This is a genomic window from Larkinella humicola, from assembly GCF_008727875.1.
Lineage (GTDB): Bacteria > Bacteroidota > Bacteroidia > Cytophagales > Spirosomataceae > Larkinella > Larkinella humicola.
The window spans coordinates 1480726-1502906 of sequence record NZ_VTWS01000001.1; the positions used below are offsets into that span (position 1 = coordinate 1480726).

At 51.8% G+C, this 22181-nt stretch carries 19 protein-coding genes and 1 other RNA gene; 8 read left to right on the forward strand and 12 right to left on the reverse strand.

From position 1 onward, the window contains the following. The first annotated feature begins 74 nt into the window (after nt 1-74). Entirely contained in the window at nt 75-1184 is a 1110-nt protein-coding gene (menC, locus tag F0P93_RS06380) for an o-succinylbenzoate synthase (RefSeq protein ID WP_150875504.1), read from the forward strand. Between the two features lie 23 nt (nt 1185-1207). On the opposite strand, the gene hemF is transcribed toward menC, so the two are convergent. Together hemF and F0P93_RS06390 are read right to left on the reverse strand one after the other, a co-directional pair. Further along, nucleotides 1208-2107, reverse strand: a complete 900-nt coding sequence (gene hemF, locus F0P93_RS06385) for an oxygen-dependent coproporphyrinogen oxidase (RefSeq protein WP_150875505.1) — start codon at nt 2105-2107, stop codon at nt 1208-1210. A gap of 137 nt (nt 2108-2244) precedes the next feature. Then, nucleotides 2245-2871: an AlbA family DNA-binding domain-containing protein gene (locus tag F0P93_RS06390; protein WP_150875506.1), complete on the reverse strand. Its 627-nt coding sequence runs from the start codon at nt 2869-2871 to the stop codon at nt 2245-2247. Between the two features lie 300 nt (nt 2872-3171). Between F0P93_RS06390 and F0P93_RS06395 the strand changes: the two genes are divergently transcribed. Beyond that, entirely contained in the window at nt 3172-3579 is a 408-nt protein-coding gene (locus tag F0P93_RS06395) for a hypothetical protein (protein WP_150875507.1), read from the forward strand. Nucleotides 3580-3967: 388 nt separating this feature from the next. Then, nucleotides 3968-4474, forward strand: coding sequence for a hypothetical protein (locus tag F0P93_RS06400; RefSeq protein WP_150875508.1), 507 nt, complete (start codon nt 3968-3970; stop codon nt 4472-4474). Nucleotides 4475-4489: 15 nt separating this feature from the next. Here the strand turns inward: F0P93_RS06400 and F0P93_RS06405 are convergent, their stop codons facing one another. Beyond that, on the reverse strand, nt 4490-4762 hold the full coding sequence (locus F0P93_RS06405; RefSeq protein ID WP_150875509.1) for a hypothetical protein: 273 nt from the start codon (nt 4760-4762) through the stop codon (nt 4490-4492). Nucleotides 4763-4829: 67 nt separating this feature from the next. Here F0P93_RS06405 and F0P93_RS06410 point away from each other — a divergent pair, with 67 nt between their 5' ends. Both F0P93_RS06410 and F0P93_RS06415 read left to right on the forward strand, forming a co-directional pair. After that, on the forward strand, nt 4830-5612 hold the full coding sequence (locus tag F0P93_RS06410; RefSeq protein ID WP_150875510.1) for an MBL fold metallo-hydrolase: 783 nt from the start codon (nt 4830-4832) through the stop codon (nt 5610-5612). A 51-nt stretch (nt 5613-5663) separates the two neighbouring features. After that, nucleotides 5664-6239, forward strand: a complete 576-nt coding sequence (locus F0P93_RS06415; RefSeq protein WP_150875511.1) for a DUF2911 domain-containing protein — start codon at nt 5664-5666, stop codon at nt 6237-6239. Nucleotides 6240-6300: 61 nt separating this feature from the next. Here the strand turns inward: F0P93_RS06415 and F0P93_RS06420 are convergent, their stop codons facing one another. From F0P93_RS06420 to F0P93_RS06430, 3 genes are all read right to left on the reverse strand, one after another. Continuing rightward, a complete protein-coding gene (locus tag F0P93_RS06420; protein WP_150875512.1) occupies nt 6301-6540 on the reverse strand; it encodes a hypothetical protein in 240 nt (79 codons plus the stop codon). Between the two features lie 224 nt (nt 6541-6764). Beyond that, nucleotides 6765-8012, reverse strand: a complete 1248-nt coding sequence (locus F0P93_RS06425; RefSeq protein ID WP_225309384.1) for a LuxR C-terminal-related transcriptional regulator — start codon at nt 8010-8012, stop codon at nt 6765-6767. A 220-nt stretch (nt 8013-8232) separates the two neighbouring features. Then, complete coding sequence (locus tag F0P93_RS06430) at nt 8233-8562, reverse strand: DMT family transporter (protein ID WP_150875513.1); 330 nt, start codon at nt 8560-8562, stop codon at nt 8233-8235. Between the two features lie 402 nt (nt 8563-8964). On the opposite strand from F0P93_RS06430, the gene F0P93_RS06435 reads away from it, so the two are divergent. After that, nucleotides 8965-9396, forward strand: a complete 432-nt coding sequence (locus F0P93_RS06435) for a RidA family protein (protein ID WP_150875514.1) — start codon at nt 8965-8967, stop codon at nt 9394-9396. 38 nt (nt 9397-9434) lie between these two features. On the opposite strand, the gene F0P93_RS06440 is transcribed toward F0P93_RS06435, so the two are convergent. The 3 genes from F0P93_RS06440 to F0P93_RS06450 form a co-directional block, all read right to left on the reverse strand. Beyond that, nucleotides 9435-9944 carry an SgcJ/EcaC family oxidoreductase gene (locus tag F0P93_RS06440; protein ID WP_150875515.1) on the reverse strand — a complete coding sequence of 170 codons (510 nt, stop codon included), beginning with the start codon at nt 9942-9944 and terminating at the stop codon, nt 9435-9437. A gap of 316 nt (nt 9945-10260) precedes the next feature. Beyond that, nucleotides 10261-10633, reverse strand: a transfer-messenger RNA (tmRNA) gene (ssrA, locus tag F0P93_RS06445). Nucleotides 10634-10670: 37 nt separating this feature from the next. Beyond that, complete coding sequence (locus F0P93_RS06450) at nt 10671-11300, reverse strand: hypothetical protein (protein ID WP_138990812.1); 630 nt, start codon at nt 11298-11300, stop codon at nt 10671-10673. Between the two features lie 155 nt (nt 11301-11455). On the opposite strand from F0P93_RS06450, the gene F0P93_RS06455 reads away from it, so the two are divergent. Next, nucleotides 11456-14866, forward strand: a complete 3411-nt coding sequence (locus tag F0P93_RS06455; protein WP_150875516.1) for a ThuA domain-containing protein — start codon at nt 11456-11458, stop codon at nt 14864-14866. Nucleotides 14867-15312: 446 nt separating this feature from the next. Here F0P93_RS06455 and F0P93_RS06460 read toward each other — a convergent pair whose 3' ends face one another. Both F0P93_RS06460 and F0P93_RS06465 read right to left on the reverse strand, forming a co-directional pair. Next, nucleotides 15313-16878 (reverse strand): DUF1501 domain-containing protein, encoded by a 1566-nt coding sequence (locus F0P93_RS06460; RefSeq protein WP_150875517.1) that lies wholly within the window; start codon nt 16876-16878, stop codon nt 15313-15315. Nucleotides 16879-16952: 74 nt separating this feature from the next. Further along, nucleotides 16953-18497 (reverse strand): DUF1800 domain-containing protein, encoded by a 1545-nt coding sequence (locus F0P93_RS06465; protein WP_150875518.1) that lies wholly within the window; start codon nt 18495-18497, stop codon nt 16953-16955. Between the two features lie 251 nt (nt 18498-18748). Between F0P93_RS06465 and F0P93_RS06470 the strand changes: the two genes are divergently transcribed. Further along, the gene (locus F0P93_RS06470; RefSeq protein ID WP_150875519.1) at nt 18749-19546 is read left to right on the forward strand and encodes a hypothetical protein; all 798 of its coding nucleotides are present in this window, start codon (nt 18749-18751) and stop codon (nt 19544-19546) included. A gap of 43 nt (nt 19547-19589) precedes the next feature. Here F0P93_RS06470 and F0P93_RS06475 read toward each other — a convergent pair whose 3' ends face one another. Then, complete coding sequence (locus F0P93_RS06475) at nt 19590-22172, reverse strand: PAS domain-containing sensor histidine kinase (RefSeq protein WP_150875520.1); 2583 nt, start codon at nt 22170-22172, stop codon at nt 19590-19592. Nucleotides 22173-22181 lie beyond the last annotated feature (9 nt).

A 22181-nucleotide genomic window follows, 5' to 3' on the forward strand; every position in this document is an offset into this window, starting at 1 on the left:
TTTATTAACAAGCCTATTCAGTAACACCCAAAATTACTACTTTTAATGATGAATGCCGTTCCTTATCTGTCACTATGAGTCTCAAGGCCGACTTCCTGAAATACACATTGCATTTTACGTTCGAGGCCGGAACGTCACGAGGCACGCTAACGCAAAAAGACAGCTATTTTGTCCGCATTCGCGACGATGAAGAACCGTCTGTGGTTGGTTGGGGCGAGTGCGCTCCGCTCCGCGGGCTGAGCATTGACGACCGTCCTGATTTTGTCGATCAACTGCGTCATACCTGCGAGCTTTTCAACCAGTTGGACCTTCAGCTTTTTCACTGGAATGTCCCGATTGTGCTGCAACTCATCAGCGACCGACTGCCGTCGATCCAGTTTGGTTTTGAAACCGCCATGCACGATTACATCAACGGCGGACAGCGGACGGTTTTCGACTCCGAGTTTGCCAAAGGCGCCAGAACCCTGCCCATCAACGGCCTGGTGTGGATGGGGAAACCGGAATTTATGCGCCGGCAGATTGAAGAAAAACTGGAAGCGGGCTTCACGACCATCAAATTAAAGATCGGTGCCATTGATTTCCGGCAGGAATGTGACCTGCTCGACTCCATTCGCTCCCGCTTCAGTGCCGACCAGATTACGCTGCGGGTGGACGCCAACGGCGCTTTTAGCCCCGACGATGTGCTGGACAAACTCAACCAGTTGGCCGTTTTCGACATTCATTCCATCGAACAACCCATCCGGCCAGGGCAACCGGATCTGATGGCCGAACTCTGCCGCCAGTCGCCCATCCCGATTGCGCTCGATGAGGAATTGATCGGTCACATGGAATATGTGGAAAAAATGCGGTTGCTGAAAAAGATCCAGCCGCACTATATTATCCTGAAGCCCACACTATTGGGCGGTTTTATTCACTGCACCCAATGGATTGAAATTGCCAACCGGCTTGGCATCGGCTGGTGGATCACCTCCGCCCTCGAATCCAACATTGGCCTGAACGCCATTGCGCAATACACCGCGCAGTTCAAAAACCCCATTCCGCAGGGCCTCGGAACCGGGCAGCTCTACCACAACAACATCGAAAGTCCACTGGCGATTGAAAACGGTTTTTTGAAAACCGATCTCACCAAAGGCTGGAATCTGGAGATTCTAGAAACCGGTCGGGGGGTGCGCATCGAAAGGTAATGCCGGTTTCTGCCGCGCCTTTTCTATACCCAGTCAATCCTTTTTTTTAGCAAACCCAGCGTTTCGGCTTCGCGGCTTCCGGGTTCAGGCTGGTAATCGTATACCCAGTTGGCTTGCGGGGGCATGCTCATCAAAATGGACTCGGTGCGGCCGTTGGTTTCCAGCCCGAATTTCGTGCCCCGGTCCCAGACCAGATTGAATTCCACATACCGCCCCCGGCGCAGCATCTGCCATTTTTTCTCGTTTTCGCCAAATGGCAATGCCCGGTTTTTCTGCATGAAATGGGTGTAAATCGGTGCAAAGGAATTGCCGATTTCCTGCACAAAGGCAAACAAAGCCGCCTTATGATCGTCGTCGGCCGGGCGGAGGTAATCGAAGAAAACACCGCCAATACCGCGCGTTTCGGCCCGGTGGCGGATGAAAAAATAGTCGTCAGCCCAGCTTTTGTATTGGGAATAATAGTCGGGATTGTGCCGGTCGCAGGCGGTTTTCAGGTACTGATGAAACCAGCGGGCATCGTCGGCGTCGACGTAATGAGGTGTCAGGTCGATGCCGCCCCCAAACCAGCACGCGCCCGTACTGAGTTCAAAATACCGCACATTCATGTGGATAATCGGCACCATTGGACTGTGCGGATGGATGACGATGGAAACGCCGGTGGCGTAAAAATCAGCCGGTTCGGTCGTTTTCATCTGTTTCAGCACCGCGTCGGATGCCGGGCCGTGGACGGCAGAGAACAGAACTCCTCCTTTTTCAATCACATTGCCGTTCTGGATGATCCGGGTGCGACCTCCGCCCCCTTCGGCACGTTCCCAGCGGTCTTCGTGAAACCGGCCGGAGCCGTCGGCGGTTTCGAGTGCCTGGCAAATCCGGTCCTGTAAGCCCGTAAAAAAATCAGTGATGCTTTGTTTATCGACAGCCATTCGGGAATGATGCGGTTTTTTCGCCCGTAAAGATACACGGACCCGCGGATATTAGTCCGGGCGATTTTCATTCCGCCTATGGTCTTCCTCCATTGAAATGTTGTCTAAAAAGCTCTCGGGCTGGACGACCGGAGCACTTACTCACTGATTTTCAGCGAAAACCGCACGGGGCGGGGTTTATCGACCATCAACAGCAAGCCTTGTCCGGTTAACTGGTGGAGCAGTTTGCTGGCCCGGTATTCGGAAATATTGACCAGTTGGGCGTATTGCTTGGCCGTAATGAAGTCGGTTTTCCGGAGTACCTGGATCAAATTGCGGACGTTGGACGATTGCAGCAACGGGCCGTCGGGCGTCACGAGATTGGTCAGAATCAGCTTGTTGGTTGGCACGGATTTGTCTTTCGCCCGTACATAAATGGTTCGTTTCCCTTTTTCGTCGATGGCATAATGCGGTTTTTCGTCGCTCTCCGCCACTTCGATCAGAATGACCTGCCGACCCAGTTGGTGGATCACTTCGTAACTAACCGAAATGGCCGGGTCAATCAGCAGATCGGTGGCTTTCTCGATTTTCTGCATTTCGTACAATTCCGACTCGACACCTGACACCCGCCCGTCGTCCGATACGCCGATGAGCAGCAGCCCCCCCGACGTGTTGGAGAAGGCGGTGAGTGTTCGGGCAATGCGGTAGGCCGTATGAATGGTCGATTTAAATTCGAGTCGGGTGCCTTCACCCCGGGCAATCAATTCGGTCAGATTATAGCGCATACTGTCTTAAACCACGTTATTCAAGCGTTTTGTTCACAAATAATTTTCGTTGGAAGGCCAAAAACAGGGCCATCACCAGTCGTGTCTGTCAGTCCTTTAGGCCCCTAGTTACTTAAAATTGCCATTCCGACCTTGCTTTGCATAGTCCTTTTTAAAATTTATCCGTATATCTTTGATCGAGTTCATCTCACAATGCGATAGATAATCCTGACAAAGCCCGGTTGCACTTGCAGCCGGGCTTTGTAGTTTTGGGGCAAAATGAGCCATTCCGAAAACCCGCGTCCTCCAAAACCAGAAGCTATGAAACCGCTCCATTGTCTGTTATTGCTCACCGCCTTCGCCTGCCAATCGAAAAAAAATACGGATCACGACCAGGCGGACGCCTACCGCGACCTGCTGATCGACCGGGTAATCTGGAAAAAAAGCGATGTAGCAAACCCGCCGGGAAGCCCCACAAACGTTCACGGGTTTACGATGACCAACACCTCGGAGTTGTATTCGTATCATCAGATTGAAGTCCGGTTCGACTATTTTGACAGCACGTACCACAAAATCGGCTCGTCAAACAGAATTCTCCCGCAAGCCATCGGACCACGGGCCGCGCTACCTGTTCGCGACATTCAGGACGGGCCTGTGATGCCAGCCGCCCGATCGGCGACCGTCACGGTGGTCAAAGCGGAGTCCGACCGGGCGGTTTTACCAGAATAAATCCGTTGTATACCTGCCGAAATGCGGATTTATTATGTCTTTCGTACACATTGTTATTCCTTGACTATCTGACTATTACAAAAAAAAGCAAAAAAAACTTTCCAAAAAAAGGTGATAAAAGCACTTTATCCCCCTCTTATAGATGAAGGAGTACACCTGTACTACTTGTAATTAATAGAGATTGGTAAGTGGAACATCCCGGCCTTTTTGGCCGGGATTTGTTTTTGAAGGCCGTTCCTGCGATTGATTCGCTCCCGCAACTTGCCCAAATCAACTGCTACCGGATGATCAACCGGTATTTATATTGGCCATTATTTGTGACTTATCCCACAAACCGATAGCTTTATTAGGTATTTAAAAGAACCCGTCACTAATCCACAGTTGTAAAATGGTACTTATCATACATGGGATTCGGGCGGAAATTGAATGGCGGAATTTAATTTGCTTCCCCAATGATTACGAAACCGCCTTTGATCTTTTATCTAATTTTGTCGCTAGTGGCCTCACCCTGCTGGAAGCTTCCGTGAGCGATGGTGCTACCCTGCTGAAACTTCCGGTTGATGGATTTGATGGGCAATTATTCAGTCCGCACCTGCAAAATCTCCAGATGGAATGGGAGGAAATCTTAGCTAATCGGGGGAATTATTCGAAAAAACCGGTCATCACTCCCTTGCAGGAGTGGGATCGGCAACTCATTCAGTATTACGAAAAGCAGATTGAACGCGTTTGCCGAAACCTGATTGGCAATCAAAAGGCCCTGATTAAGGCGGCCCAACGAAAGGGCGCCGGTGCCGGACTGAGACACTATGAACTGATGCAGGAAAAATACCTGCTCTTGTTGACCGGGTTCGAAGCTTCGCATCAACGAGCTGTTAGCCACCTCGCAGCATTCTGACGCCATTCTGCCCGCTCACGCAACGAGATGGCAGTAAAATCCCGAAACCCGAACCTCCTGCCCATTGTCCAGCGCCCGCAGGTAGCAGGTGTGAATGCCGGTTTCATTGTCACAAAGCGGATAAGCCGTCACAATGAATTTCCGTTTTGGTGAAAACAACTGCGACACCGGCAGGCTCACAACAGCCCCCAGGCGGGGCAATTTGGCGTGGTTGAAGTTGGTTTTGGCGGTTAACATGGCTTTCGACAATCGTTTGGTTCCGGCTCCGGTGCTTTCGCGCTGGCTCATGTATTTATCACCCAACGGTGGCTTTCGTTATCAATCCGTGCGTATTTTTTGATAACTTTACGAGTCTATGCCATTGTTTATCTCCTCCCTCAATTCGGGCAGCAACGGAAATTGTTATTACATCGGCAACGAGCAGGAAGCCGTCCTGATCGATGTCGGGCTTTCCTGCCGCCAGATCGAAACCCGGTTTCAGCGGCTGGGGTTGTCGCTCCGGACGGTGAAAGCTATTTTCATTTCCCACGAACATTCGGATCACATCAGCGGCCTTTCCCAACTGGCGCGGAAGTATAAACTGCCGGTATACATTACCCCGAAAACCCTGCACAATAGCCGTCTTTCATTGGAGGGGGTTCCTGTCAACCCATTATGCGGCAACGAACCGGTACAGATTGGAGACCTCCGCATCACGGCTTTCCCGAAACACCACGATGCTGCTGACCCCCACAGCTTTACGGTCGATTTTCAGGACACAAAGGTTGGGATCTTTACGGACATCGGCATGCCCTGCGAACACCTGATTCACCACTTCAGCCAATGTCACGCGGCTTTTCTGGAAGCCAACTACGACGAAGACATGCTGGATCGGGGGCGGTATCCGTATTTTCTGAAACAGCGCATTCGGGGTGGCAAAGGCCATTTGTCCAACCAGCAGGCCCTGACCCTGTTCAGGCAACACAAACCGGCTTTTATGAGCCACGTCCTGTTGTCGCACCTCTCAAAAGACAACAACTGCCCGGAACTGGCCCGCGATCTGTTTCTGCCCCACCTCGACCGTACGGAGCTTGTTGTGGCTTCCCGCTTTGGCGAAACTCCAATTTTTCGGATTGATGGGGCCCTGGCGTTGGTTTGACGAAGGATAGCGCGTAGTTTTAGCCTTCTCCTATTTACCTCACAAAAATCAATGAAAAAAACCGGTTTATTTTTCGGACTCCTTTTTCTGGCGATGGCCGGAGCAAATGCCCAAACGTTCCGTGGCCTCGACAAATCGCCAATGGATATGGCCTACTACCCGGACGACTATGCCCACGACCGCAAGTTCGCCCCGGCCAAAATCGGCACCGACAAGGCGATGGTGCGAATTACCTACAGCCGCCCGGCGAAAAACGGCCGTGAAATTTTCGGAACCAAACTGGCGCCGTATGGAAAGGTCTGGCGGGTGGGAGCCAACGAAGCCCCGGAAATCAAATTTTACCAGGATGCGACGTTTGGTGACAAAAAAATAAAAGCGGGCAATTACGCACTGCTGGCCATTCCGACCGAAAAAGAATGGACCCTCATCCTCAGCTCCGACCTGGACCAGTGGGGCGCTTACAGCTACAACGAAGCCCTGGACGTGGCCCGCGTAACCGTACCGGTGCAAAAGCTGGATACGGTTCTAGAAAATTTTTCAATCCAGCTAACAAAAAAAGACGCTAAAACCGCTATCCTGTCTATCGGTTGGGACACCACGCTGGTGACGGTGCCGGTTTCGTTTTAAGGTTGTTCAGCCGGAGGCCAGGCGGCAGTTGGCCTCCGGCTGCGTTTCCCATCTATCGCCACTAGTTCCAACTGATTTTCGCCAGGGATGGGTATTTTACCGATAGGTTCAATTCATTCTTTAGAGGGACCAGCCTTTCAATGGTTTCATTGTCCGGTTTGTACTGGGCCTCAACGAAAAAGCCCGGCAGTCTTACCAACTTGACGATTCCTGCCGGTGTCTGGCGAGTCGCCTGGTATTTACCAAATCGAAAGACAAACTCTAATTGTTGATTGAATTGCAATTGCCCAAACGTTTCCATATGCTTTTTTAGAGTTGGGAGAGAATGGAGAAAAGTGAGCAATGGCTGTCGGAATCCGTCAATACGTGAAAATTTGAAACCGCAGTGCCAAAGCTGGTCGAAAATAAGCAACTGCCGTTTGTCAACGCCTACCCAAACGGGTAGTTTACAGACCGTTTATAAAAACTACCTGCTCTGATAGGGCCAATCCATGAATTCGGCCCAGAAAACCGGTGCTGGAACGCTCACTTCCGGATGTAGACCAGCAGATCCTTCCTGTCCTTAATTTCAAGTACCTGGTAAATATTCTTGATGTGGTATTTAACCGTGTTCTCGGAAATGCACAGTTTATCCGCAATTGCTTTGTTGGACAAACCCTCCGTCATGCATTGAAAAACCTCCCGCTGCCGTTCTGAAAGGAGACCCGTACTGGCCCCCGGATTGGTTGTATTGTCGGCCTGTACTTTCCCGTTGAGGGTGATGTAAGCATCCATCTCGGCTTTCATTTGTAAAAATTCAGCCTCGAGACGGTTCTGCCGCTGACGGTAAAAAAGCAAGCCACTCAGCAAAAGCAAGGCGATCAGGGTCAATCCGGAAAGAACGAGGGTCAGCTGGTCCCGGCTGGTTTTCTGCTGCAATAACTCCTGCTCTTTCGTTTTCAACAGGATACTTTCCTTCTGATCGTGCAGCAAACTGATGTTCTCTTCCCGGGCATAAATTTGGTTGAGACTATCGATTTTTGCTTTAATCTCCACAATCTTGGACGCATCATTTCGCTTCTCGAAAATTTTCAGTAGTTCCTCATACGCATACAGATGGTACTTAATGATCCGGCAGGAATCGGCATACCCGGTCGATTTCCGCAGCGCTTCCATCATACGCTCTTCCCGGTTCATCGCATCGTAAAGCTGGACTTTCTTCACGTAAATCATGGGCAGATTACACGGGTTGGAGATCTGCATCCAGGCAATGGCCCGATCATACGCGTCATCTGCTTTGGAAAACTGCCGGTTTAGAAAAAACAGGTAGCCCTGCTGCATGACCAGAATGGCTTTGTTTTCAGGATTGATGAAACGAAAGCCTGAAACCGTCAACCGCTTGATCAGGCTGTCGGCCTTCGTGTAATTATGCACATCAAAATAGACAAAGGCTTGCTCAGCGATGATGTTTGCCTCATACTGATTTCGGTTCGGGGTTTCCCGGGCAAACCCGAGGGCAACGGTCAGGAACTTCAGTGCTGATTGATAATCGAACACACGCTTGTACGTATACGACAAAAGTAAAGCCGCATGATACTTGTATTCAGGGCTTTGGGTAGGATCCTGCAAGAGAGGCAGCAGCAAAGCCTGTGATTCTTTGTAGTTGAGCGTATTATTCAGTTGAAACACCTTCTGTTCCAGTTCCTGCGGACTGAGCCCCTGAGCCGAAACATGAATTGACAGAAAGAAGAACCAACAACCGTAGACCGAGCGCAGCAACCAGAACGTATTCATACACAAAAACCAGTAATATTCGCGGGGTAACAAACCGTTCCCGGCATCCTTCCGACCGGTCGCTACGCATGGTGAAGATAACAGTATTCTACTAACCCGAAAACGTATTTCCGGTATCGATCAACGGCATTTGTCTTTAAACCGTATAAAAAAAGCCGCCATTAATCTAAAAATTGCTGAAAGTCAGCGATTTTATTGAACGTGCAGCAGCGGACTCTGATCAATAGTCATTTACTTTGGAAAAAAGATTCATTACCAGAACGCCCGCAATGATGAGGATCATACCAATAATAGCAGGCGTATCCGGAACCTGTTTAAATAGAAAAATGCCCACCAGGGCGGTCAGGACAATTCCAACACCGGACCAAACGGCATACGCCACGCCAATCGGCAACGACCGCAGGGCTAAACTTAACAAGTAAAACGAGATCAGATAGCCTGCGATGGTAATCAGGCTGGGCACCAGTTTCGTGAATTGCTGGGACGCATTCAGGGCACTGGTTGCCACCACTTCAGCAACGATGGCCGCGAATAAATACAGGTATTTCATGGGGTTGTGGTGGGGCGTTTTTCCGGATTTTTTTTACCCCCTAGACACTTGCTGTCAAGCCAGGCCATCTATTAATTTTCCGGTGAAGTCGTAAACAAATCGTTGTGAAAAGTGATGAATCTTGTCAGCCAGAGACTTGTCAGGTCCCTTGCATTCATACTCTAATGTAACGAAAAGATACTCGACTGGACAGAAAAACGCATCTTAACTTTTTACCTGGAAACTTCGGTTTCACTATTCCGATGTAGATATCCGGTGTTTATTGGCGACAAACCCTGCTTTCTGTGAATCATTTTAAACGATCAACAGATACTTTAAAGACCAGATTTACTTTTTCGTATCAGTTTAAAAGCTTCTGTAGGTTGATAAGCTGGAAAAAATGAAAATATAACACGATTATCAATGGAAAAGCACTATTACAATCCCCCACAACTCCCCAATTGGGAAAAGGCCTTTTCACAGGTAGTCGTGGTGAAGAGTGAGGAAATGCAAACCATTTATCTTTCCGGTCAGGTTTCGGTAGACCGAGAAAATAAACTGATTGGAGAAGGCGACCTTAAATGTCAGGCTACACAAGCTTTTAAGAATCTGCAGGTAGCTCTTGCCTCAGTGGGAGCAACCACAATGGACGTAGTAAAAATCAATATTTATGTAAAAGACTACCGCTCGGCCGATGCCGGTGTGGTCAGTGAGGCATTTCAAAGTGCATTCCCATTTGAAAAGCTTCCGGCTAGTACGTGGCTGGGTGTGCAAGCATTAGCTCTGGAAGGATTGTTAATTGAGATTGATGCGATTGCGGTAGTTGCTGTCCATCCTACCATTAAGCATACATAGCTTTTAAACCTCCCATCTGTCTTTCAGATTTATACCCTTTATTCCGGGATGGGGGTGCCCGGCTTTACATCGACGTTGTGATAGGAAACAATTTTCCAACTACCTGTCTCTTTGGCTAATACCTGCAATAAACGGGTATTGAGTGCTCCCTTGGCGTCAAGCTGAATTCTGGCTGGAAGTCCCTCTTTTGCAAATCCTGAGACCTGACACAAAGTTTCCAGGATTGCGACATCGGAGCGGATAAATTTCAGGGAAACGATTTTTTGTTTCAGAACGGTATTTTTAAAAAAGCTTTTAAAAATCACGTCGTGCTGATCCAGAAATGCTTTATGCCCTTTGAAGAACATACCACCAATGTTGGTAAAAGTACCCTCGAGGGAAAATGGCTGGGAATAAGCCGGAGCGTCTCCCTGATTCCATGCCTGATCTTCCTGCTGAATGATGCTTTGAATTGCGATCGAGTCCTTTGCACTTTGTGCACGAAGGCTGGATGCATTCAGGGTCAGCATAAGAACGAAAACGCACTTGGTAAAGGGATATATTTTCATGATTGGTAGCTTTTTTATTGGACTATTCTGAAAGCTACAAAATGGAATATCCTCTACCTATTGATCTTTATTTAACGGTTTAAGAATACCCCAGCGTTTTTTCTTTTCAACCATGAAAATTTCCGTTTTCATAAACCGAATTTTCTGCGAACACTTGATTGTACATTTGCATGAATCGCTTCTTTAAGTGACATTATATTTTTTCAGCAATTTGAACGAAACAATGGAATGAACTGGATCATTCTCCGCTTTAAAGAATGGATAAAACTCACCGTACCATAAAAAAAATGCCGCTCCTGAGGCCAGGAGCGGCATTTTGTGGAGACGCAGGGAGTCGAACCCTGGTCCAGACAAGGAAACCGTCGTGCTTTCTACATGCTTAGATGCGATTGGGATTGTCGGGAATCGGTCAGGCCCGCATCACGCCGTACCTCATCCTTAGGTATTTTTGTCTCGCTCCGTAGTCAACACCATTACCGGAACCAGCGCTGCGAGTCGATGCCCCAGAGTCCAACCCAGCAGCACGTAGGGTCGGTGGGACAATGGCATTTGCTAATCCTCCGGATTAAGCAGCCATGGCGTAGTTATATTCGCCAGTTATTGTGTGAAGGTTTGTTATACAGGAAATGCCCTCAACTCCCGGCATGCTTACACGCAGCGTCAACAAGCTGTCAATTCCGGTCGTCCCCAGAAACGTGTGCTAAGAATAACACAAAGGTACGGAAATTAGTTTTCCTTTCCTGCAATGATTTTTTCCGTCGCCATCAGGCTGGTCAGCCAGGCCGTATACAACCCGGTTTCAATCGCCACCGCCCGCTCGGCGTGGCCCTGCCAGTCGCCGAAAAACGTTTCCATCTGCCGCAGCATCTCGGCCAGGTGTCCCTCCTCTTCCACAATGATCGACCGGACGTTCACCTTGCTGCCCGACTCGGTCAGCACGTCCTGGTAGACCGGATACAGTTCGTCGGCCCGCACCTCAATGGCGTAGGTCACCAGCAGGTAAGCCGCGTATTTCAGTTCCGCCCCCGCAAATCCCAGCGTGTCTTTCAAATACCGGCAAACCTGCACATCGAGCCGGTTGAGGTACGCGTGGCTGTCGTTCGGAGCCAGCAGATAGGCCGGTTCGTAGGTCGGGCAGTCGGTTTCGGCCACTTTCTGAATCTGTTTTTTCAGGTAATATGCGTGCCGGGCTTCCTCAGCCGCGTGTTTGAGCATCAGCAAATCGACGGTGGTTTTGGGTTCAGCCGCCGAAATCTTGCGGGCCCCGGTATTTTCCATCATCGACAACGTGTTGAGCCAGCGGGCGTGCAGTGAATCGTCGGCCACGATATGCGTTAAAAGGTTCGTAAATTCCATCCAGAAATTTGAATTGATATCCCGCAAAGATACGGCACAGGCGTGGGTCGCAGACCGTTTTTTTTTGTACTTTTGAAGCTTTGTAAAAGTCTATTTGAAACCCGAATCTTTATAAGCCGGTTTCTGGACCACGTAGTATTTTTTAACTAACCTCTATGTATTCTGACAACCCCCAATCCTCGTTGCGCTTTCGGGCATTCCTGTCGTGGATGCTGGCGGGCTGTCTGACCCTGTCGGCCGTATGGACGCAGGCGCAGGCCCCCCAGAAACGTTTATTAGTATTCTCCAAAACCGCCGGTTTCCGGCACACGTCCATCCCAGCCGGCCAGCAAGCCATTATGAAACTGGGCAAGGAAAATGGTTTCGCCGTCGATACCACCGAGAATGCCGCCAAATTTACCGAAGCGAACCTCAAACGCTACAATGCCGTGGTCTTCCTGAGCACTACGGGTAACGTGCTGGACGACATGCAACAAGCGGCTTTCGAACGCTACATTCAGGCCGGTGGCGGCTTCGTCGGGATTCACGCGGCTGCCGATACGGAATACGACTGGCCGTGGTATGGCAAGCTGGTGGGTGGGTATTTTGCCAGCCACCCCGGAAATCCGAACGTGCAGGAAGGCGAAGCTTACGTCGTCAGCAAAGACCACGTTTCGATGTTCGGTTTTCCCGATCGCTGGAAGATCAAAGATGAGTTTTATGATTTCAAGAATGTCAATCCCGACGTGACGGTTCTCGTGAAAATCGACGAGAAAACCTACAAAGAGGGCAAAATGGGCGATAATCATCCCATGTCGTGGTTCCACGAATACGACGGCGGCAAGGTGTTTTACACCAACTTCGGCCACCCCGACGAAACTTTCACCAATCCCGTTTACCTCAAGCATTTGCTGGGCGGTATTCAGTATGCCGTTGCACCAAAACTGGATTACACGAAAGCCAAAACGCTGCCCTTCCCGGAAGAAAACCGCTTCAACAAGGAAGTACTGGCCGAGAAACTGGACGAGCCCACCGAACTGGTTGTACTCGACAACGGCAAAGTGCTGTTTACCGAACGGAAAGGTGCGCTGAAAGTGTATGATCCGAAAACAAAAGTCACCAAGCTGGTGGCCAATCTGCCGGTGTATACCAAACAGGAATACGGTTTGATGGGCATGAACATCGACCCGAAATTCAAGGAGAACCAGTGGCTGTATCTCTATTATTCGCCAACCGTCGAAAAATGGAAAGCCGATACGGCCCAGCACCTTTCGCGCTTTAAATTCGATGCCGAGAAGAACGAGCTGAAAATGGAAAGCGAGCAGGTCATTCTTCGCGTTCCGGTCAAACGCAACAACGAATGCTGCCACACCGGCGGTTCGGTAGCCTGGGATAAGTCGGGCAACCTCTACCTGTCGACCGGCGACGATACCAACCCATTCGAGTCGCGGGGCTTCAGTCCGTCCGACGACCGGCCCGGCCGCGAGAGTTTCAACGCCTTGGTGACGTCGAGCAACACAATGGATCTGCGCGGAAAAATCCTGCGCATCAAACCACTCGACAACGGCACGTACGACATCCCGGAAGGCAACCTCTTCCCGAAAGGCACGCCCAACACCCGGCCCGAAATCTACGTGATGGGCAACCGGAACCCGTATCGCATCTCGGTGGATCAACGCACCGGTTTTCTGTATTGGGGTGAAGTAGGCCCGGATGCCGCCAACAACATCGAAAAATACGGCCCGCGCGGTCACGACGAAGTGAACCAGGCCCGCAAAGCCGGGTATTACGGCTGGCCCCTGTTCGTTGCCGACAACAAGGCGTATCGTCACTACAATTTTGCCGACAGCACTTCCGGCCCGTCGTTTGACCCGGCCAAACCGGTCAATCCGTCGAAATTGATCAAGGGACTCAGCGAGTTGCCCCCGGCCCAGAAGGCGTTTATTTATTATCCGTATGCCGACTCGCCCGAATTTGGCCCGATTGTCGGCAAAGGTGGCCGGAACGCGATGGGCGGCCCGGTGTATTATTACGACGATTATCCGGAAACGCCGGTGAAATTCCCGCGTCATTACGACGGCAAGTTTTTTGCCTACGACTGGATTCGCGACTGGATTCACCCGGTAACGATGACCAAAGACGGCGATTTCGTGAAGATGGAAACGTTCATGCCGAACACGAAATTCAGCCACCCGATCGACATGCAGTTCCACAAAGACGGTTCGTTGTATGTCCTGGAATATGGCCAGAACTGGTTTGCTCAAAACGACGACGCGCGGTTATCGCACATCACCTACAACGCCGGAAACCGCAAACCGCTCGTGGTTGCCAACGCCAGCAAAACCGTTGGAGCTGCGCCCCTGGCCGTTCAATTCAACGCCAAAGGATCACTGGACTACGACGGCGATGCGATCAAATACGAGTGGACTTTCGGACAGGGCCTGCCGAAAAGCACCCAGGCCGCTCCCACCTTCACGTATGCTAAACCGGGTGTGTATACGCCGACGTTGAAAATTACCGATGCCGCTGGAAATGTTGCAACCAAGAAACTGGAAATCCGGGTTGGCAACGAGGTTCCGAAAGTGGAAGTGGCCGTGAAAGGCAACAAAACCTTTTATTTCGACAACAAACCGGTAGAATACGAAGTCAAAGTGGCTGACAAGGAAGACGGTAGTCTGACGACCGGCAAAATCAGTCCGGAAGACGTCACGATGACCATCAACTACCTCGAAGGATTCGACAAGACACTGCTGGCGCAGGGCCACCAGGCCAACGTCGGTTTTGCAACCGGCAAACGGCTCATCGAACTCAGCGACTGCAAAGCCTGCCACAGCATCGACAAAAAATCCATTGGACCGGCTTACCAGGAAGTGGCCAAAAAATACGCCAAAGAACGCCGGACGGAAATTGTCAACAGACTGGCGAAGAAAGTGATCGAAGGCGGTGGCGGTGTCTGGGGCGAACAGGCCATGAGCGCCCACCCGCAGGTAAAAGAAGACGAAGCGAAAGAAATGGTTAGCTTCATCATGTCGCTGGGCGATAAACAGCAGGTCGATAAAAAACCGCTAAAAGGGACTTATACCGCACAAGCGAAAGAAAAAGACGGTTCGTATCTGTTCTCTGCCAGCTATACCGACAAGGGCGGTGCCGTAATTGGCCCCCTGACGGGTAGCTCGACGGTCGCGCTGCGCAGTGCCAGGGTGAAAGCGGCTGCCTATGATGGCGGGAAAGATGTGACAAAGTTCAAGCTGCCTTCCGGCAATGAAATTGCCTCCGGTGTCAAATCGAACGGGTATTTTTTTCTGGATGACATTGATTTAACAGCCATCCGCAGCCTGACGGTAATGGGTTCTGCCTCGTCGAAATACATGGCGGGCGGCACGCTCGAAATCCGTCTCGATTCCCCCACCGGAACGTTGTTGGGAAGTGGTGATGTCAAAAGTGAAAAATCGGAGCCGGTGAACATTGGCTTCAAAACTCCGGTTTCCGGCCAGCACAAGCTTTATTTTGTTTTTGTCAATCCGAACGCTGGAAGTAAGCCACTGTTTACATTGAGTGACATTCAGTTCAACGGGGAGACGATGTAAGTTGTCTCAGGACAGGATACAAAAAGGGTTGTATCGCAGAGGTACGCAGAGAAAATCAGAGTTCCGCAGAGAAAAACTCCGCTTAACTCCTTTCACTCTGCTCGACTCCGCGAGACAACCCTTTTCTATTTCCTCATTGGCATGCCTTTGTTTTCTGTAGAAAGTCCGGAGTTCTGAAAACAATTTGTCCCACCTGGTCATAAATAACTAGTCAATATGATCATACCAATTTGCTACAGACTGGTACTATTTTACCATTTCTGTCTGATAACCTGAGAAAGCCGGAAAATGATGACGCAATTTTTCAGATGGCCTCTTTTCAGGAATTACTCGAGTAGAGTTTGCCACGCGCAAACCGGTTGTTTCTGCGTCGAAATGATGCGTATTTTTACTCTGAGTACTGGCGGTTTTTCAATCCGAAAACCGGTTCCATACATCCGGTTTACTCAATGCGTCACCAGCACCTGCCTGGTGACTATACCCCGAACGGTTTCAACCCGAAGCAGGTAATTTCCGGTTGGCAAATGGCTGACGACCATGTGAATGGATGTTGGCGTGGGTCGGGAAGATCGAAGGGAAAATAGTCGTCCCTGCAGGTCCGTCATCTGCACGGTTTTGACGCCCTGTTCGAGCCAGTCCGATTCCAGAATCACTTCCGTCGATGCCGGATTGGGGTACACGCGTGCTTCCGAAAGCACCGGAGCCGTGGCCGTAACCGTCTGCCGAAACACCGGCACCACCGGAAAATCCCGGAACAAGGTGGCGGTTTCGGTACCGGCGTCGGTGCCAAACCAGTCCGTCAGAATGGCCGCATAGACCTGCCGAAAGTCGGTCTGCATCTTCAGATTGTTGGCATCCAGATCGCTCAGGTTCGGGTTTTTGCCCACCATCGGGGTTTTGACGGCACTGCCGAAGACGAACATGGGTGCCGAGGTGCCGTGATCGGTGCCGAAACTCCCGTTCGATTTGGCCCTTCTCCCAAATTCTGAAAACGTCATGCCCACCACCCGCTCATCAACTTTCAGTTGGGTCAGGTCGTTCTGGAACGCCAAAATCGCGTCGGAAAGTGTTTTAAGCAGGTTGGCGTGCGTCCCGGTGGTCGTATCGCTGGACACCACCTGGTTGGCATGGTTGTCGAAACCGCCCAGTGTCACGTAATACACTTTGGTTTGCAGACCACCGCTGATGAGCCGGGCGATGATTTTGAGCTGATCGCCCAACGCATTCTTTTCGGGATATACCGCCAGATTTTTCCCTTTGCCGGCCGCCGTCTTAATCTGCCCCGCGTAACTGACCGAGCTGGCCTGTTGCTGACGGATGTAGTCGATCTGCTGCCCGGCATAGCCCGGAAGGGCAGACAACGGATCTTTGGGCGTGTCGCCAACCAGCCGGGCGAAACTATCCGGGTTCTGGAGCACAATTGCCATCGAGTTGGTGGACCCAAGCAGGGTGGTCGCCGTCACGTACCCTATCTGAATGGCCGGCGGGTCCGGCATCTTATCGCTCGGGTACTTTTCCGGAAAACCGGGAAACCGGTTGTCCAGATACCGCCCGGTCCAGCCGGAAGTGGCAGTTTTGTCTGCATCCACGCCCGTCATCCAGATATCACTCGCCCGAAAGTGGGAAAAATTGGGGGACGGATACGAGACCCCCTGCACGATGCTCAGCCTGCTTTCGTTGAAAAGTTGCTGCATTCCGGTCATCGCCGGGTGTAGGCCGGTTTCGGGATAGTACTTTAATTTCAAGGCTTTGGCCCCGGGAATGGCAATGTTTCCCCGAAACCCCGCGGACGAGTACGTACTCAACTGATCGAGTGGAATAACCGTATTCAACCCATCGTTTCCACCCTGCAACTGGATGATCACCAGCACCCGGTCGCTCTGCTCGGCCAGGCTGAGCAGCGACTGCACAAACGACGAAGGGCGCGCAAATGCTTTGGCTCCATACCCATCGATCAGAACCGGCAGAACCAGCGACGACACCGCCTGTTGTAAGAAATTACGACGCTTCATACGGAATGAGTGAAAGAGCGAAAGAGTGAATGCTGATTCGTAAACTTTCAGACTTTCGCTCTTTCACCTTTGTTTTAAAAAACCTGATACTCGGCCATGCGGAAAACGTATTGCAGGAAGGCGGTTAATTTGATTTGTACGGCCTGCCTTTTGGCCGTATCATTCGGCGATTTGATATAGTCATTCCACTCACCGGTCCACTCATACCGCGGAATGGAGTTGAGCAGGATGGTGTCAATCAGAAAGTCTTTCTGCGGCTGGGTGAGGGCCAATGCCAGCAATTGCCCGGTCAGGTCGTTCACCAGTTTGGCGGGATCGCTGGGGTCAGACAGGGTTTTGACGTAAGCCAGCACATCGATTACCGGTTTTGAGTTCAATTTCAGGGCATTGGTTGTCAGGGCATCCCCAAATAATCCGCGCAGGCCCAGCGTAGTCGAATTAATCCATTGCTGGTAGTAACCGGTTTGGTAGTAGGCTGTCCAGCCGAAAACCGTAGGCGGATTCAGCAAATCCTGTTGCTGTTCTTTCACGCGGGCGTAGAGGTAATTCCCGATCTGGAAATAGGCCGTCAGATTTTGATCCGGGGCCTGCACCCCCCAGAACCGAAACGTGCCAACCACCAGGTCTACCGGCGATTTAATCACCGCCCCGCGCAGGGCTTCGTCGAAAAAATGCTGGCTCTGGAAGAGCGCAGCCAGCACCGGTTTCAGCTCGAAATTGCTTTTCCGGAATACCTCGGCCAACGGTTGAATAAAACCCGTTTCGACCTTGGCCGGAATGTCTGCATTGACAAACCAGCGATACAGTTTCCGGCAAATAAAGCGGGGCGTTTCGGCATGGCGCAGCAGCATATCCAGCAACTCATTCAGCTCGTCGGCCCCCGCACTGGCCCCTGAACGACCTTTAATGACCGTGTTCTGGTAGGCTGCCGAGAACGTTTTGTCGGTCGTATCGTGCCGGTTTGCCCGAAAGACCGTGCTGATTTCGGCTTTGGTGGCATCGCGATACCCGCTGTCGGCCCAGCCCGTAAGCACTTTGGCGGCCGCCCGAACGTCGTCTTCCAAATAGCCGCCATTCCGGCCCGTAACAAACAGTTCCTGAAGCTCGCGGGCGTAGTTTTCGTTGGCGGTTCCGGCCACATTCTGATTCCCGTTTAAAAACCGCAACATGGCCGGGTCCTGCGTGACAGCCACCGCAAAAGCCTTGAAATTACCCAGCCCGTATTGCCGCAGCAAGGCCGTATACCGGTACATAAACCGGTAGTCGTTGACCGTTGAATCGCGGGTTACGAAATGATTGGACCAGAACAGCGTGGTTTTTTCGAGCAGTGACAGCGGCTGATTGAGCATCAGATTGGCCCACCAGTTCTTGAGATAAACCGTAAACTTTCCCGCGTTGACCGTATCAAAAGGCTGGTCATGAAACGTCTTGCCGGTTGTCAGATCAAGCGGTGGGGCGGGCTGGGGCTGATCGGCCAGCAACATGGTCACGAGCTGGGCAGCCGTTTTCCCGGTCAGGCTTTTCACCTGACTCGCCGTCGGACCAAAGGTAGCCCGTCTCAATAAATGGGCCACCTGATCGGCCGTCAATGGACTTGCATACGGATCAAGAAGAGACACGGCAAAAAAAATAAAGGGTACGACAGAGCGATCAGGCATGGACGGCTACCCCGGTCCGGCCAGCCGGAGCCGGGCCATTGTAGCCAGAGTAAACTAAAAAGTAACTTGCAACAAGTTCACCAATATAAACCTGAAAACAAAGCCCTTTCTGTCAAGTATTTACTCAAAACGACCAGGTATTCATTGAGGCTGGCATAGGGCCGGGCGTCCGTCTATTTTTAGGACCACGCCATACTGCACTGACTGATGTTATGAAACCTGTTGTTTTCCCCCTTCTTGTAGCGATCTCGTATCTCTTTTGCGGATGCCAGCCGGAAGATCATGCACTGGTGGTCAGCACCTACGATGGCCACACGCTGCAATTGATCGACCACACCACCGTGCGGAGCATCGGCGAGCGTAACCACCAGGCGGTGCTGGTATTCGACGGAAAAACCGTGTCCGACTACAATGCCGGCTTCCCGTTGTTGCCGGAGCAGTATCCGAACTGGATCATCCGCAACTACGACCTGGAGCTTTCCAGCCCCGACCAGACGCCCTGGACGGTTTATGTGTCACCCAAAGTCTTCAGCCGGGCCGAATTCGACCAGTTTATTGCCTGTTTTGAAGCCAAATGGAACGACATCGATTCGACCCTGACGCATTTCAGCACCCCGACCATCGGCAAACCGGGACGCATCGAACGGGTGGTATACGGCGAAGCGCCCAAACCTCTGGTGTTCCGACCCTCCCGCCTTCGCTACCAAACCGTGTATGGTCCCAATGCCGACCCCGAAGAAATTTTCATCATTCAACCCGATGGCACCTGGTCTTTCCAGATCGCCAGCAATGGCGACGGGAGTCGTTTTGTGGCCAATGCCGCCAACGGAATGCTGATGGCAAACAACGGCGAGTTGTGGCTCGAAAAACCGTTTGTCATCGATCATCCGATGCTCAGCATTCGGCCCGATATGATCGACCTTTCCGACTCGGCGTATTTCCGTTCTTTTGCCGACTCAACCGGAAAACCGCTGCTGAGTATTATGAAGTACCCCTTTACGACGAATTAGCAGCCTGATCGGTCAACGGGTTTCTTTTGCTGAGTCCTACAGATCAAAGCAAATTCCCCCGCTCTTTCCGCAGGGATTCTGCCACGGGCAAATAGACGCTGAATGTGGCTCCCTGACCGGATTGGCTCGTGGCCGTGATCGCTCCGCCGTGGTTGGAGGCAACTTTCTCGCAGATCGCTAAACCGATGCCGGTTCCGGCAAATTCGGCCTTGCCATGCAACCGCTGAAACACCTGAAAAATACGGTCCACATACTTCTGGTCGAAACCGATCCCGTTGTCCACTACCTCGATGCAGTGGTAGGACCCGGCAGCCCGGGCCGGTTTTACGGTCGTCGGCAACGCAATGCTGCTAACGATTCGGGCCGTCACCCGAATCTCGGGGGTCACCAGAACTCCGCTCGTGCCTTTCCGGCGAAATTTGAGGGCATTACTGAGCAGGTTTTGAAAGAGCTGTTCGAGCTGTGACGAATCGCCCGGAACCGTCGGCAGCGGATCGACCGTCACCACGGCTTTCGATTCGTGAATCACCAGATCCAGGTCGTTCAGAACGGTTTTGACCACAACCGCCAGGGAAACCGGCTCAACGGTATCCTGTTGCGTGGAAATGCGTGAAAACGTCAGCAAATCTTTGATGAGGGCCGACATCCGGCCGGCCGCCAGTTGCATACGCTCCAGGTAGGTGATGCCGTCGCCCAACTGTAAGGAGTACTGGTTTTTCAGCAGGTCACCAAATTGCTGCACCTTCCGCAAGGGTTCCTGCAGGTCGTGGCTGGCAATGTAGGCGAACTGTTCCAGGTTTTCATTGGAACGAATCAGAAGCTGGTTGGATTCGGAAAGCTCTTCGTTGGTGGTCGCCAGTTCCTCAATGGTCGCGGCCAGTTCTTCATTCGTCGACGCCAGTTCTTCGTTGGTTGCCTCCAGTTCTTCCGTTCGCTCCTGCACCTGATGTTCCAGGGCAATCTGTACTTTCCGCTGTTCCGTAATATCCTGCGCCGTACCAACCAGCCTGAGCGGTTTTCCCTGTGCATCGTAAATGAGCCGGGCCTGCGCGTGAATGATCCGTACCTGCCCCGTCAGCCGGTTGATGATCGGATGCTCGTTGTCGTAGAGACCGGACGAACCAGGCTGGATGACGGCATCGATGGCATCGGCCACCGACTGGCGATACTCATCCGGCAACGGATTGTAGGCATCATCCATGGTTTTGGTATTTTCCGCAAAGCCCAGCCAGTGCATAAACCGGTTTGAATAGGTGAACAGGCCGGTTTCCACCTCCATGCTCCAAGTGCTGAGTTCGGCCAGTTCAATGGCATCCCGCAACGCACTTTCGGCTTCTTCAATTTTCTGGCGGGCGCTCCGTTGTGCAGTAACGTCCAGCGCCACATTCAGGATGGCATACACCTGGCCCTGCTCGTTGGTCAGCGGCTGGTAGGTAAACGTGAACCAGAAGCTCTGCAAACGACCCTCCACCACCAGATCGGCCTGCTGTTCATCCGATTGGTAGGGTACGCCGGTCGTGTAGACGTCTTCCAGCAGGCCGATGAACGGCTGTCCTTCCAGTTCCGGCAAAGCCTTTGCCAATTCCATCCCAATGACGGCGGGAGTTTTTCCCCAGACGTGGATCATGGCATCGTTGGCCATTTCGACGACAAAATTCCGGCCCGCATACACCGCCATCGCCACCGGGGCCTCCGCAATTAGCGTTCGGAACCGGGCGTCGCTTTCCCGCAAGGATTCTTCGGCCAGCTTCTGATCGTGCACGTCCACCACCGTTCCAATCATGCCTTCATACCGTCCGTCTGCATTAAACCGGGGGCTACCGCTGTCGATGGCCCAGCGATAGTCCCCGCTTGTATTGCGCAAGCGATACAAGGCCGTGAAAGCCACCTGCTTTTCGTTGGCTTCGATAAATAGCCTTCCGGCTTCTTCCTGGTCGTCGGGGTGGGTCATGTTGAGCCAGCCGAATCCTTCCGCTTCCTGGTCCGACTGGCCGGTGTGGTCATACCACTGCTTGTTCAGATAGGAACAGTAGCCGTCGGGTTCGGTAATCCAGAGAATGGCCGGCATGGTTTCGATAAGCTGGCGGAAATAATTCTCACCGTCTTCTCCTTTTTTCTGCCCGTTTACAGAAACCGTTCTTTCAGAGCAAACAACCAGTACCCCGCTGATCTGTCCGTTATCGTCGTAGGCAGGGCTGCAACTCAGTGTCCAGTAAACAGCGTCCAGCCGGTTGTTGCGAAAAAGCGGAATGAGCTGGTCTTCGTTCCAGGTCGCTTCGCCCGTCACCCGAACCTGATCGATCAGGGGTTTGAGAATGGACCAGCTCTCCGGCCACACGGTTTCGCCTTTCCGGCCCAGGGCGCCGGGGTGTTTCCCAACCGCTCCAAAGCTGGGGCGAAAGGCATCATTGTAAAAAAAAAGCAGTTCGTCACCCCAGAACAATAACATCGGGTACCGGGACGACAGAATCAGGTTCAACGTGGCCCGCAGACTGGGCGACCAGCGTTCAATCGGCCCCAACACCGTTTCAGACCAGTCAAACGAACGGATGCGGTTCCCCATCTCACTTTCTCCAGCCGGAAACTGTGGAGAAGGTGCCGGTTTATTCTTACCAGTAGAATTCATAAACAATAA